The sequence below is a fragment of the Bartonella sp. MM73XJBT.G genome (genome assembly GCF_028618435.1).
Taxonomy (GTDB): Bacteria; Pseudomonadota; Alphaproteobacteria; order Rhizobiales; family Rhizobiaceae; genus Bartonella.
Window position 1 is genome coordinate 39,886 of record NZ_JAQISW010000013.1, and the last position, 13,544, is coordinate 53,429.

The window sequence follows — 13,544 nt, forward strand, 5'->3', positions numbered from 1 at the left end:
CAATATAAAAAGAGTTAATGAATGGTATTTAATAAACGTTTCTAATAATATCGTTATAATGCTTGATTTATGTGTTAGCAATTACCACTTCATGTATTGTGGAGAGCTGAGGTTTTCTAAGGGTGGGCTTGGTATTATAGATAGCTCATAGCTCCAGAAAGGAGAGTTATGCAATATATTGATGAAAAGACAGATGAAGTGAGAGATGGGGTTTATGCTGTTTTACCTCTTCGTGATATTGTTGTCTTCCCCCATATGATTGTTCCACTTTTTGTGGGCCGCGAAAAATCAATTCGTGCTCTTGAAGAAACGATGGCGGTTGATAAGCAAATACTTTTGGTGACACAAAAAAATGCTTCTGATGATGATCCAAAATCAGAGGATATTTATCATATTGGTACATTTGCCAATATTCTCCAACTTTTAAAGCTTCCTGATGGAACGGTAAAGGTCTTGGTTGAAGGGACTGCACGTGCAAAAATTAGTCAATTTTCTTTAAGTGATGGTTATCATCAGGCTTTTGCAGCTGTTACAGAAGAACCTAGAGAGGGTGATGTTGAGATTGAAGCTCTTTCAAGGTCGGTAATTGCTTATTTTGAAAACTATGTAAAGCTTAACAAAAAAATCTCTCCTGAAGTTGTCAATGCAATAGGCCAGATTGATAATCCTTCTAAGCTTGCTGATACGATTGCCTCTCATTTGATGATTAAACTTGCAGAAAAACAGGAAATATTAGAGCTCTTATCTGTACGAGCTCGTCTTGAACGTGTTCTATCTTTCATGGAAGGAGAAATTTCTGTTTTGCAGGTTGAAAAACGTATTCGTTCGCACGTGAAACGGCAAATGGAAAAAAACCAACGGGAATATTATCTCAATGAGCAAATGAAGGCTATTCAAAAAGAGTTAGGAGCAGGAGATGATAGCCGCGATGAGCTCTCTGAGCTAGAAGACCGTATTAAGAGTACAAAACTATCCAAGGAAGCACAGGAAAAAGCTGGAGCAGAATTGAGAAAATTACGGAATATGTCTCCGATGTCTGCAGAGGCAACAGTTGTACGTAATTATCTTGATTGGTTATTAGCAATGCCTTGGGGTAAAAAGTCAAAAATTAAGAATAATTTAGACTTTGCTGAAAAGGTCATGAATAATGAGCATTTTGGTCTTGAAAAAGTGAAAGAACGCATTGTTGAATATTTAGCAGTGCAAAGCCGAGCATCAAAAATAAAAGGACCCATTATTTGTTTACTAGGTCCTCCAGGTGTAGGGAAAACGTCACTAGCGCGCTCTATTGCAAAAGCAACGGGGCGTGAATATGTTCGTATTTCATTAGGAGGAGTGCGAGATGAAGCAGAAATTCGTGGACATCGCCGGACATATATTGGCTCTATGCCTGGGAAAATTATTCAGTCTATGAAAAAAGCTAAAAAATCTAACCCGCTTTTCTTGCTTGATGAAATTGATAAAATGGGACAAGATTTTCGTGGAGATCCTTCCTCTGCTTTATTAGAAGTTCTTGATCCTGAACAAAATGCTACATTCATTGACCACTATTTGGAAGTTGAATATGATCTTTCTGATGTCATGTTTATCACAACTGCCAATACCCTTAATATTCCAGGTCCATTAATGGATCGAATGGAAATTATTCGTATTGCAGGTTATACTGAATGTGAAAAAATGGAAATTGTTAAGCAGCATCTTTTACCAAAGGCACTCAAAGACCACTGTTTGTCTAAAAAAGAACTCAGCATTTCTGATGGAGCACTAAGATCCATTATTCAGTTTTACACACGTGAAGCAGGTGTTCGTAATCTTGAGCGTGAACTCATGAAAATAGCCCGTAAATCTGTTACAAAAATTCTCAAAACGCATCAAAAATCTGTAAAGGTTACAGAAAGTAATCTCGGTGATTTCTTGGGTGTTAAACGTTATCATTACAATCAGATTGAAGGAGAAAATCACATTGGTGTTGTAACAGGTCTTGCGTGGACAGAAGTTGGTGGAGAGTTATTGACCATCGAAGGTGTGATGATGCCCGGCAAAGGCAAGATGACTGTAACTGGAAATTTGCGTGATATTATGAAAGAGTCTATTTCCGCGGCAGCATCTTATGTGCGTTCTCGTGCTGTTGATTTTGGGGTTGAACCTTCACTTTTTGAAAAATGCGATATCCATGTTCATGTTCCAGAGGGAGCGACACCAAAAGATGGACCATCTGCTGGGATTGCTATGGTGACAGCAATTGTTTCAGTCCTTACAGGGATAGCTGTGCATAAAGATATTGCAATGACTGGTGAAATTACTTTACGTGGACGTGTTTTACCAATTGGTGGATTAAAAGAAAAACTCCTAGCTGCGCTTCGAGGAGGGATAAAAAAAGTACTTATCCCTGAAGAAAACGCAAAAGATTTGGTTGATATTCCTGATGATGTCAAAAATAATATGGAAGTTATTCCAGTAAATCATGTGAGTGAAGTTTTGAAACACGCTCTGGTTCGTTTTCCTGACACTATTGAGTGGAAAGAACCTTCTACAGTAGCTGTCCCTATCCGGTCAGAGAACAGCGATAGTGAAGGAATACAGATTGCGCACTGATTCACGCATCTTTCTTATATCGACATTTTAAAAGGTACAGAAGGCATTGTTGTGGTTATTATTCTTTTTTTTGTTAAAAAAAGTGAAAAATTCCGTGAATAACTGTGATTATTGCTAAAAAAACAATGTTTTGAATAAAAATAAGATTTCTGTTTGCTGTACTTTTCAATAAACTGATCAATAACATGATTAGATCATGTTGTCAGTTAATATAGGGAAAGGAAATATCTTATGAATAAAAGTGAACTGGTTAGTTCCGTTGCTGAAAAGGCAGGTGTTTCGAAAGCGCAAGCTGGTGCTGTTGTTGACGCTTTTATGGCTTCTATAACAGAAACTTTAGCTTCAGGAGGCGATGTACGTCTTCCAGGTTTTGGCTCTTTTGAAGTTTCTCATCGTGCTGCGACAAAGGGGCGTAATCCTTCAACTGGTGCTGAAATCGATATTCCAGCACGTTCTGTGCCTAAATTTTCTGCAGGAAAAAGCCTTAAAGAAGCGGTTAATAAAAAATAATTTAAACAACATTAAAAAAAACCCGATTTATTTATAAGCGGGTTTTTTTACAGATATTTCTTAGACAGAGATATTGTAGTACGTTTTTCATGTAAAAATTTTAAGTCTTTGTACCTTTTTTCTCATTTCATGAATGACTAATGTTTCTGAAAATGATTGTAAAAGTTACATAAAATACCATAGGCTTGAAATGTATATTTTTTAACCTTTTCAATAAATATTCCATTTTAATAATGGGCTATTATAGAGCTTATAAAATATGAGTTAATTTTTATTATGTGGAAGGGCTAAAGAGTTTCTTCAGAAACAGTACCTATAAATAGTATAAAACAAAAAAATTCTGTGAAATGTATAAAATTTTCTATAAGCTACCGTTTTTTGCTTAATAAGGGTGCTCGTTGACGGTATCATACTATTTTTCAGTTTCTATAATGTTGTGGTCAGCTCTCGGCGTTTGAGGCTAGTGCATAAAGAATAGTTTTATTCTTTTTAATAGCTCTCTTAACTTACAAGACTAGTCTCGCTAGTGTGAGCGAGCACTTGACGGATTAAGCAGATGGTCTTTATTGATTGCTATAAGTAGAGTCTGAAATAAAAAAATACGATATTTAAGTTGCTCATTTAAGATAGAAAGAGATAAATTATAATTATAAGTCAAAATATTGTAAGTTTATTTTATAAAGAGGTATTGCCATTTCAATGATGCAAGCGAGTATTTTTTTCTTTATTACACAAAGTTAAAATGAGAAGGTCTCATAAACATTAAGAAAAAAGTCAAAAAAAGAAAAGATTATTATTATAAAATAATATATTGATATAATTATTCGTATCTTTTACATTATTGAATAAATGCTGAAATATAAACAGCAATCTATCGATTGAGATAGTATTTTTAACAAGGTGTCAGAATATATTTTTTATAAATAGGCGCTCTTTGATTCCTTATTCGTTAACCACTGAATACAATCATTGAGAGCTCTCGCTGTTATAGCTTGTTTTTTTGCTAATTTTTTTTCTTTACTTGGCAAGCGTTTTCTTGAATCTTTAAGAGAAGCAATAGGGGGGAAGAGTCCAAAATTGATATTCATTGGCTGAAAAGACTGTCTTTCTGCTTCTTCATCTATAATGTGTCCTCCCGTAATATGATTCAAAAGAGCTCCGAATGCTGTGGTTTGTGGGGGAGTGCAAGGACAATTATGATGATATTCGGCAGCAGTAAAACGTCCAGCAAGAAGCCCTATAGCCGCTGATTCTACATAGCCTTCACATCCGGTAATTTGCCCTGCAAAGCGTAATTGTTTTTTTTGTTTTAAACGAAGGGTTTGATCAAGGATAATTGGAGAATTGAGATAGGTATTACGGTGAAGACCACCAAGGCGTGCAAATTCTGCTTTTTCGAGACCGGGAATCATTCTGAAAATGCAAACCTGTTCTCCATATTTTAGTTTTGTTTGAAAGCCAACCATATTGTAAAGCGTTCCGAGTTTATTATCTTGGCGTAATTGAACGACAGCATAGGGTTTAACGGTAGGATTATGGGCATTTGTTAAGCCCATAGGTTTCATAGGACCGTGCCTTAAAGTTTCAATCCCACGCTCAGCCATAATTTCGATGGGAAGGCATCCATCAAAATAGGGCGTTTTTTCAAAGTCACGAAACTCTGTTTTCTCTGCATTTTTTAGTGCTTCAACGAATGTTTCATATTGTTCTTTGTTGAGGGGACAATTAAGATAATCTTTTCCTGTTCCTTCAGGACCAATTTTATCGTAGCGAGACTGATACCAACAAATATTCATATCAATACTATCGGTATGGATAATAGGTGCAATAGCATCATAAAAAGAAAGGGCTTTTATGCCGGTTATTGCTTTTAACTCTTGAGCAAGTGCAGGCGAGGTAAGGGGCCCCGTTGCAATAACAACGTGTTTCCAATCTCTAGGAATCTCTTGAATTTCTTCGCGTTTGATCTTTATAAGCGAATGGTTTTCAAGTGCTGATGTCACGGTTTTTGAAAATCCATCACGGTCAACAGCAAGAGCACTTCCCGCGGGGACTTTATTGGCATCAGCAGCTTTCATAATTAATGATTTTGCTAATCGCATTTCAGCGTGTAAAAGCCCTACGGCATTTGTTGATGAATCATCAGAACGAAAGGAGTTTGAACAAACCAGTTCTGCCAATTTATCAGTTTTATGGGCATCTGATTTTTTTTGGGGACGCATTTCATGCAAAACAACAGGAATTCCTGATTGAGCGATTTGCCAGCTTGCTTCACACCCTGCAAGACCGCCACCGATAATATGAATTGGAGTATCAAATGTCTTTAACATAGTCGACTTATTAGCCTAAGTCGCCGTGTATGAAAAGCGTAGATTTTGTTTTGTTCTTTGTAAGAAAGACGTGTATTGAGTTTTTTTTAATATATTTGTTTGCTTTTTTTCTATAATTAATGGTATAGAAACGCCGCTTGTATAAGGTTATTAGCTTGCTTAGTTTGAGCGGATGTGGCGAAATTGGTAGACGCACCAGATTTAGGTTCTGGCGGGAGACCGTGGGGGTTCGAGTCCCTCCATCCGCACCAAAGCAATCCCTTAAGTGCTACGGATTTCTACGTGTCTGGAATTCCGCTTCATGGTAATGTAACACTTGAAGTGTTAGAATGTAATGATGATTAGAGAGGGGTTATCCCTTTCCTTAGAAAAATGAAGGTGTTTAATGCAGGTTACCGAGACGCTTAATGAAGGACTGAAGCGCGAAATTAAGATCGTGGTTCCAGCGAAAGATTTAGAAAAAAAGTTGAATGAACGATTGGATGATACCAAGGGTAAAATCAAGCTTAATGGTTTTCGTCCTGGTAAAGTGCCAGGTGGGCATTTGCGAAAAATGTATGGTAAATCTTTCATGGCAGAGATTCTCAATGAGATACTCGCTGATGCGCCACGTTCTGTTTTAGCAGACCGCGATGAACGTCCAGCGATGCAACCGAAAGTTGATATAGATGAAGATGAAAAAACTCTAGATGGAAAAGCCGATTTTACTTTTAGTTTAAAGTATGAGGTTTTACCAAAAATTGAAATTAAAGCCTTTGAACATATTGAGGTTATTCGTGAAATTGCAGCTATTCCTGAAAAGGATATTGATGAGCAAGTCAATCGCGTCCTTTCTTCTACACGGAATTATTCTCTAAAAGAGGGATCTTCCGAAGAAGGTGATCGTATTACCATAGATTATCTAGGTAAGCTTGAGGGAGTTCCATTTGAAGGTGGGGCAGATAATGATGCACAACTGATTCTTGGATCAAAACAATTTATTCCTGGTTTCGAAGAACAATTGGTTGGTATAAAAGCTGGGGATGCAAAAACAATTTCTGTAAAATTCCCAGATAATTATAGTGCAGCGCATTTAGCAGGACGAGAAGCAGAATTTGATATCACTATCAAAGCTGTCTTCAAACCAGATGAATTAAAAATTGATGATGAGGCGGCGAAAAAAGTTGGCTTAGAATCTCTAGATCGCTTGCGTGAGGTTGTTCGTGGACAGATTGAAAGTCAATATGGTTCAATGACACGTCAAAAAATTAAGCGTCAAATTCTTGATGCTTTAGATGCTGATTATAATTTTGAGATTCCTGAAGGGCTTTTAGAAATTGAATTCAATAATATATGGGCTCAGGTTAATGATGATTTGAAAAAGGCTGGGCGTACTTTTGAAGACGAGGGTATTACAGAAGAAAAGGCACGGGAGGAATATCGTGTCCTTGCGCAACGTCGCGTCCGTCTTGGTTTAGTGCTTTCTGAAATTGGAATGAAGGTCGGTGTTAAAGTTAGTGAGGATGAGCTAAAAGCAGCTGTTTTTGAGCAAGTTCGTCAATATCCTGGTCAAGAAAAAGAGATTATGGATTTTTTCCGTAAGACGCCGGAAGCTGTTGAAAATCTGCGTGCTCCGATTTTTGAAGAAAAAGTTATTGATCATTTGTTAGCACAGATAAAAGTTACAGATAAAGAAGTGACGATTGAAGAATTAATGAAAGAATATGACGAATTAGATCTTCCTGAAGAAAAGCCGGCAAAGAAAAAATCTGCTGTGAAAGAGAAGTCTGCAGAGAAAACATCGGCTAAGAAAAAGGCTTCTAAAAAAGCTTAATATTTCCGCAAATAAAACAAGCCCGATGGAAACGGGTTGTTGTGATATTGTTATATTCCAAGCTTGTACTGTAAATGGTTTGAAATAAATTATGAGATATATTTTAAAATATTGGTGGTGGATTGGCAATGAGCATCATTGATACGCGTGCACCTAATTCTAAACGTTTTATTTCTGGCGTTACAGGTGATTGGGAAGTCATCATTGGCATGGAGGTTCATGCGCAAATCATATCAAATTCAAAACTTTTTTCAGGTGCATCAACCAAATTTGGTGCAGAGCCAAACAACCATGTATCACTTATTGATGCGGCTATGCCAGGGATGTTGCCTGTTCTTAATCAAGAATGTGTTCGTCAGGCAGTTCGAACAGGTTTGGGATTAAAAGCGCGTATTAATTTAAAATCTGTTTTTGATCGTAAGAATTATTTTTATCCAGATTTACCGCAGGGGTATCAGATTTCTCAGTTTCGATATCCCATTGTAGGAGAGGGGAAGATTATTATATCTGTTGGTCCAGATTCAAATGGTCAATTTGAGGATATTGAAATAGGAATTGAAAGATTACATCTTGAACAGGATGCTGGAAAATCAATGCATGATCAACATCCAACAATGTCTTTTGTGGATCTTAATCGCTCTGGTGTTGCGCTTATGGAAATAGTTTCCAAACCTGATATGCGCTCATCAGATGAAGCCAAAGCTTATATGACAAAATTGCGTACGATTGTTCGTTATTTAGGGACCTGCGATGGCAATATGGATGAAGGTTCTATGCGTGCAGATGTTAATGTATCCGTTCGCCGTCCTGGTGAAGCTTTTGGAACGCGGTGTGAAATTAAAAACGTTAATTCTATACGCTTTATTGGTCAAGCGATTGAGTATGAAGCGCGTCGTCAGATCGCGATTTTAGAAGATAGAGGCGTCATAGAGCAAGAAACTCGGCTTTTTGATGCCACTAAAGGAGAAACCCGCTCTATGCGCTCAAAGGAAGAAGCGCATGACTATCGTTATTTTCCTGATCCTGATCTTTTACCATTAGAATTTGATCAAGCATTTGTGGATGCTTTGGCCGCGGATTTACCAGAATTGCCTGATGCTATAAAAGCACGTTTTGTTAAAGAAATGGGATTGACAGTTTATGATGCTTCCATTCTTGTGACAGAAAAAGCTATTGCTGATTATTTTGAAGAAGTCGTTCGTGGGCGTGATGGAAAAATAGTTGCCAATTGGGTAATCAATGATCTTTTAGGGGCTTTAAATAAAAATAATCGTGAAATTGAAGAGTCACCAGTATCGCCAAATCAATTGGGAAGCATTATTGATCTTATAAAAGAAGGCGTTATTTCTGGAAAAATTGCCAAAGATCTTTTTGAGATTGTTTGGAATGAGGGGGGAGATCCACGCCAAATTGTAGAAGAGCGCAATATGAAGCAGGTAACTGATACAAAGGCTATTGAAAGAGCTGTTGATGAGATCGTTGCCAATAATTCTGATAAAGTTGCGCAAGCAAAGCAAAAGCCTGCTTTAGCAGGTTGGTTTGTTGGACAGGTAATGAAAGCAACAGGCGGTAAGGCAAATCCTCAAACTGTTAATGAATTAGTTAAGATGAAACTTGGCATAGATTAAATTTTATGGGGTAGAGAAGAATTTATAAATATGATATCTTCTCGAAATGAAGGGATGAAAAATTATCCTATCAATTGGAGTTGTGTCTGAATTTACCAGCAAATTTTTCGGTAATTTAAAGCATTAACAAGTTTATTCCAGCGATTGATTTCATGAGCATACTGAAGAAATGGAATAGAAAATGGCTCGTTTTTTTAAGCAAATCTTTACCTGGTGGAATGGTAATACCATGGGTACGCGTTTTTTCACATGGCGTAAAGGTAAGCAGATAGGGAAAGATCAATTTGGTAATATATATTATGAAGGGGGACTTCATAAGGATGGTTACCCGCACCGTTGGGTTATTTATAAAGACTATTCTGAACCTTCTACTATTCCACCAGGTTGGCACGGTTGGATTCATCATCGTTGTAAGTGGCCACCGACACAGGAAGATTATCATTCCTATGAATGGGAAAAGCCGCACGTTGCAAATATGACAGGAACAAGTGAGGCCTATCGACCAAAGGGGGCTATCCCTTACAATGATGAGAGTCCTTGTGTACGTAAAGATTATGATGCGTGGTCACCTAAAAAATAAAATGTTTTAATGGGCGTGTGTATTTTTGTCTTTTTTGGCTCTACGTTATAACAAGAGTTATTTTTAGGGTGCGATTGGTTTAGATATGATGAGGTTTTCTTTCTTGTTAGGGTTGAAGCATTTTATATATATTTTTTTAATGGGAATTTTAGTGCTTTTATCCTTAAATAGTGAGGGGCGGACTGAGCGTATTAGCAATGGAATTGCTGTATTTGCAGGTCTTGATAAAATTACAGGTCGGACGACGCGTTTTGAAGTTTCTCTTGGTGAAGTTTATCAGTATGGTGCATTACAGGTAATACCTCGTGCTTGTTATACGAGCTCTAAAGATGAACCAACGCGTACAACAGGTTTTGTTGAAGTCAATGAAGTAACATTAGATAAAAAAATACGTCGTATTTTTACAGGATGGATGTTTGCAGATAGTCCTGGTTTGAACGCTGTTGAGCATCCTATTTATGATGTGTGGTTAAAAGATTGTAAACAAAGTTCTCAAAATCTACCTCTTCAGTAATAATGTGTTAGCACATTGAGTTATAAGGATGATTTATCATTTTAAAATTTGAATGAGAGGTTTAAATTTCTATGATTCTCTTATTGCAAGCTTTCTTATATTGAAACGATCAAAACGATTGCCTTATTCATTATAAGTGGTGGGCGTGTGGATAAGGCTATTTAAGAAAGGAATAAAGTTTCTCTCATGAATCTTTTAAATTCAAAGGATGCATTATACGAATCAACGTATTATTTTTTCGAGTGTTCCATAGAAAACAATTCTTAAGCTATATCTGTTAGAGGTAGGAATGAAAGGCTTGTGTATATTTATTCAAGGGCTGAAGTAACTCTTTAGCATTTAATAGGCCCCTCCCCCTCGTGAAAAATAGAACGCCATTGTATTGCACATACTTCAAGGCTTTTCTTAAAGAGACGCTCTTAAGGCTCATCATATCCGTTTTGTGACAGCGTTTGTAAGTAGTATAATGATAAATCCATTGAGCCCCTATCTTTACGTTTGTGAAAGAGCATGCAGACACTACCACATATTTGGATTTGCCCCCAATGTTGCCAGACAGTTTTTGGAACTTAAGACTCTTGATAAGAGGTATTTTTATTTCTCTCTTGTACTGTTTTTATCACGACAACTTTTCCCACTTGTAACGTGTAGGCGAATGGTCAATATAAACTAAGTTTGGGTTAAGAAAATCTTACGATATTGAGAGGTTTAAACCAATATAAGTAAAATTAAATTATCCTTGTAAATCAAAATATTGCCTTTGTGATGATACAGATTATTAAATGCGTAATTTATGAAATACCAATGATTATATCGAGAAAAAATATGTTGCTAAGCCTTTCTTCATATGGAGATTTTTTTCATTCAAAGAGTAGAAGCAATTCAAGTTCTATTATTAGAACGATAGAGATTTAAGATTATTTAAAGTTTCACTTGAAATATGGCGTGATTAAAAAAATGCAAAAATTAGTATATTTCTGACAAAAAGCAACATATATGTACTTAATATTTTTTTACGATGAGTGCCTCATAAGTGAGTTATATTTATTTATAAGTTCTTATATATGGTATGATAAACTTTACATTTTAATAAGCAGAATATTGCTCATTTTTAAATCGTATTTTTGATATTCGTGCTTTTCAAAGTCTTTTGTATAAAAGAGTGGTTGTTTTTACGGTGAGCTGTTGGAAATTTTAAAAAGAGGCTTGAAGAGGCGTTAAAAAATTCCGTATCACTGGGAGTAGTGGTATCCTTATTTTTGTAAAGAAAAACCAGTTATTCTGAAGAAGAAGAGATTTTATCAAATGAAAGTTTCTTGTTATCCATATAAGAATGTTTCCCGATTGCCGAGAAAACCTAAAGAACCTTTATTAAATGTTCCCTTTATTATTGTTGTCTTGATCGTATTTTGTTTTTGTCTTTATTGCATTCCTCAGTATTTTTTTCCCCATCAGCGTTATATTGAAAGTCTTGAGTTTTTTTCATTTACACCAGCATTGTTTAAGACGGATCCTATCGCATTTTTTTATACCATGGTGAGTTATTCATTTATGCATGGTAGTTTTAAACATGTTGCTCTTAATATGGTTTGGCTTTTGGTTTTTGGTTCTCCTTTAGTAAGGCATTTTGGTGTTTTACGTTTTTTAATTTTTTGGGTACTAACGGCAGTTATATCCGTTTTGACGTATTTTACATTTCATCAAGAAAGTATCATATCACTTGTTGGAGCATCAGGTGCTGTATCTGGAATGATGGGGGCTATTGCACGTTATAGTTTTCCCAGCGGTTATTTAGGTATCAATGCGCAAAACGAAAAACCTTTGGGAACTTTATTATCTATCAAAAAAGCCCTTTGTTCCAAGAGCGTACTTATTTATATAAGTGTATGGTTGGCGGCTGATTTTATCATAGGTATTTCTTCCGTTTTGTTTGAAGAAAATGGTATCTCAATAGCATGGGAAGCCCATATTGGCGGGTTTCTTACGGGTTTTTTGTTGGTTGGTTTTTTTGATATTTCACAAAAAATTAAAAGCTAAAATCTAAGATATTTATGTGTTATATAAAGTGCTATTGTTGCTGCATTCGAAACATTTAATGATTTAATATTTCCCGGCATATCAAGGCGAGCTAAAGCGCAAACTGTTTCACGCGTTTTTTTTCGTAAGCCTTTTCCTTCTGCGCCTAAAACAAGAGCAATTTTATTCCCAGTTAATGTTGTTTCTAGAGGTTGTTTCTCTTCTGAATCGAGGCCAAAGCTTGTAAACCCTGTCTGATGGAGCTTTTGAAGAGCTTCTGCGAGGTTTCTTACGGTAATATAATGAATCATTTCCAAAGCCCCTGATGCCGCTTTTGCAAGAACACCGCTTTCTAGGGGAGAATGACGGCAAGTGGTAATAAGTGCTTTAGCTTTAAATGCAACGGCAGAGCGCATAATAGCACCAACATTATGTGGATCAGTAATTTGATCCATGACAATGACCAGATCAGCATTGGTTAGTTCCGATAGTTGGCATGGTTTGAGAGGAGAAGTTTCTAAAACAATCCCTTGATGAACTGCTTCACTTCCAACGAGCGAATCAAGATATTTAGGGGTACATAATGTAACAGGACAAGGATAATCTGATTCGGATATATTTAATCGCTTTAAGGCATTTTGTGTAACGTAAAGACATTTAAAAATTCTTTTTGGGTTTTTTAAAGCAGCCTGAACTGAATGAATACCATAAAGATAGATTATTCCTTGCTGTAAAGAAGCGGTTTCCTTCTTCAGATGTGTGGAAGATCGAGAAGGAAAGCCTTGTGTATCCCGATATCGACGACGTAAACGAGCATAATGAGAATTTTGTGATGTTTTTTCTTTCATAACTTCTTTATAGCGTTTTAATAAGAAAAATAGCTAGAAAAAATCTATGATTTAACGTTATGAGTAGGAAATTTGTACAGAATTGTATTTATTCTGTTGACAGATACAATCGTAATCGTCATAACCACTTCGCAATCGGATTGAATTGAATGGGTGTTCAAGATGATTGTCGTGATGCCTCATCGCGCGACTTTTTTGGTGTAATGGAGGGGTGCCCGAGTGGTTAAAGGGGGCGGACTGTAAATCCGTTGCGTATGCTACGTTGGTTCGAATCCAACCCCCTCCACCATTCATCGAAGGAGAGTTAGTACGTGAGTTAAGCGGGTATAGCTCAATGGTAGAGCAGCAGCCTTCCAAGCTGAATACGCGGGTTCGATTCCCGCTACCCGCTCCAAATGGTTGTTGTGATTAGGCGAATGGATATAATATAGATATAATGGAGGGTATTCCATTATTGAAAGTGGGCGGTATTTTCCGCCTAAGAGTTGTGGTGATTGGGCTGGTGTACGGTCCAGTTTAATTCAGTTCTGCAAGCCTGTTTCTAGGTGCTAACAAAGACAGGGAATAAAAAGAGATTAATAGCAATGGCGAAGAGCAAATTTGAACGTACGAAACCGCATGTTAATATAGGTACGATTGGTCACGTTGATCATGGGAAGACTTCGTTGACAGCAGCGATTACGAAATTTTTTGGTGAGTTTAAAGCATAT

At 36.7% G+C, this 13,544-nt stretch carries 10 protein-coding genes and 3 tRNA genes; 11 read left to right on the top strand and 2 right to left on the bottom strand.

Going from position 1 to position 13,544, the window contains the following annotated elements:
* Window positions 1–168: 168 nt before the first annotated feature.
* Together lon and PVV59_RS07250 are read left to right on the top strand one after the other, a co-directional pair.
* The gene (lon, locus tag PVV59_RS07245) at window positions 169–2,595 is read left to right on the top strand and encodes an endopeptidase La (protein ID WP_273755486.1); all 2,427 of its coding nucleotides are present in this window, start codon (window positions 169–171) and stop codon (window positions 2,593–2,595) included.
* A gap of 231 nt (window positions 2,596–2,826) precedes the next feature.
* Window positions 2,827–3,105 (top strand): HU family DNA-binding protein, encoded by a 279-nt coding sequence (locus tag PVV59_RS07250; protein ID WP_273755487.1) that lies wholly within the window; start codon window positions 2,827–2,829, stop codon window positions 3,103–3,105.
* 917 nt (window positions 3,106–4,022) lie between these two features.
* Here PVV59_RS07250 and trmFO read toward each other — a convergent pair.
* Window positions 4,023–5,435 (bottom strand): methylenetetrahydrofolate--tRNA-(uracil(54)-C(5))-methyltransferase (FADH(2)-oxidizing) TrmFO, encoded by a 1,413-nt coding sequence (gene trmFO / locus PVV59_RS07255; protein ID WP_273755488.1) that lies wholly within the window; start codon window positions 5,433–5,435, stop codon window positions 4,023–4,025.
* 168 nt (window positions 5,436–5,603) lie between these two features.
* Here trmFO and PVV59_RS07260 point away from each other — a divergent pair.
* The 6 genes from PVV59_RS07260 (at window position 5,604) to PVV59_RS07285 (ending at window position 12,007) form a co-directional block, all read left to right on the top strand.
* Window positions 5,604–5,686, top strand: a tRNA-Leu gene (locus tag PVV59_RS07260).
* A gap of 134 nt (window positions 5,687–5,820) precedes the next feature.
* Window positions 5,821–7,248 (top strand): trigger factor, encoded by a 1,428-nt coding sequence (tig, locus tag PVV59_RS07265; RefSeq protein ID WP_273755489.1) that lies wholly within the window; start codon window positions 5,821–5,823, stop codon window positions 7,246–7,248.
* Window positions 7,249–7,376: 128 nt separating this feature from the next.
* On the top strand, window positions 7,377–8,876 hold the full coding sequence (gene gatB / locus PVV59_RS07270; protein ID WP_273755490.1) for an Asp-tRNA(Asn)/Glu-tRNA(Gln) amidotransferase subunit GatB: 1,500 nt from the start codon (window positions 7,377–7,379) through the stop codon (window positions 8,874–8,876).
* 181 nt (window positions 8,877–9,057) lie between these two features.
* Complete coding sequence (locus PVV59_RS07275; RefSeq protein WP_273755491.1) at window positions 9,058–9,456, top strand: NADH:ubiquinone oxidoreductase subunit NDUFA12; 399 nt, start codon at window positions 9,058–9,060, stop codon at window positions 9,454–9,456.
* Between the two features lie 88 nt (window positions 9,457–9,544).
* Window positions 9,545–9,970 (top strand): DUF2155 domain-containing protein, encoded by a 426-nt coding sequence (locus PVV59_RS07280; RefSeq protein ID WP_273755497.1) that lies wholly within the window; start codon window positions 9,545–9,547, stop codon window positions 9,968–9,970.
* A gap of 1,305 nt (window positions 9,971–11,275) precedes the next feature.
* On the top strand, window positions 11,276–12,007 hold the full coding sequence (locus tag PVV59_RS07285; RefSeq protein WP_273755492.1) for a rhomboid family intramembrane serine protease: 732 nt from the start codon (window positions 11,276–11,278) through the stop codon (window positions 12,005–12,007).
* Here PVV59_RS07285 and PVV59_RS07290 read toward each other — a convergent pair.
* Window positions 12,004–12,834, bottom strand: a complete 831-nt coding sequence (locus PVV59_RS07290; protein WP_273755493.1) for an RNA methyltransferase — start codon at window positions 12,832–12,834, stop codon at window positions 12,004–12,006. The genes PVV59_RS07285 and PVV59_RS07290 overlap by 4 nt on opposite strands.
* Before the next feature lie 205 nt (window positions 12,835–13,039).
* On the opposite strand from PVV59_RS07290, the gene PVV59_RS07295 reads away from it, so the two are divergent.
* The 3 genes from PVV59_RS07295 to PVV59_RS07305 all read left to right on the top strand — a co-directional run.
* Window positions 13,040–13,123, top strand: a tRNA-Tyr gene (locus PVV59_RS07295).
* Window positions 13,124–13,154: 31 nt separating this feature from the next.
* Window positions 13,155–13,228, top strand: a tRNA-Gly gene (locus tag PVV59_RS07300).
* A gap of 190 nt (window positions 13,229–13,418) precedes the next feature.
* A partial coding sequence (locus tag PVV59_RS07305) for a GTP-binding protein (protein ID WP_244455647.1) occupies window positions 13,419–13,544 on the top strand: 126 nt, incomplete at its 3' end.

What these genes read in the sequence shown, in the direction of transcription:
- lon (WP_273755486.1), top strand. Translation starts at nt 169, where the DNA reads ATGCAATATATTGATGAAAAGACAGATGAAGTGAGAGATGGGGTTTAT.
- PVV59_RS07250 (WP_273755487.1), top strand. Translation starts at nt 2,827, where the DNA reads ATGAATAAAAGTGAACTGGTTAGTTCCGTTGCTGAAAAGGCAGGTGTT.
- trmFO (WP_273755488.1), bottom strand. Translation starts at nt 5,435, where the DNA reads ATGTTAAAGACATTTGATACTCCAATTCATATTATCGGTGGCGGTCTT.
- tig (WP_273755489.1), top strand. Translation starts at nt 5,821, where the DNA reads ATGCAGGTTACCGAGACGCTTAATGAAGGACTGAAGCGCGAAATTAAG.
- gatB (WP_273755490.1), top strand. Translation starts at nt 7,377, where the DNA reads ATGAGCATCATTGATACGCGTGCACCTAATTCTAAACGTTTTATTTCT.
- PVV59_RS07275 (WP_273755491.1), top strand. Translation starts at nt 9,058, where the DNA reads ATGGCTCGTTTTTTTAAGCAAATCTTTACCTGGTGGAATGGTAATACC.
- PVV59_RS07280 (WP_273755497.1), top strand. Translation starts at nt 9,545, where the DNA reads ATGAGGTTTTCTTTCTTGTTAGGGTTGAAGCATTTTATATATATTTTT.
- PVV59_RS07285 (WP_273755492.1), top strand. Translation starts at nt 11,276, where the DNA reads ATGAAAGTTTCTTGTTATCCATATAAGAATGTTTCCCGATTGCCGAGA.
- PVV59_RS07290 (WP_273755493.1), bottom strand. Translation starts at nt 12,834, where the DNA reads ATGAAAGAAAAAACATCACAAAATTCTCATTATGCTCGTTTACGTCGT.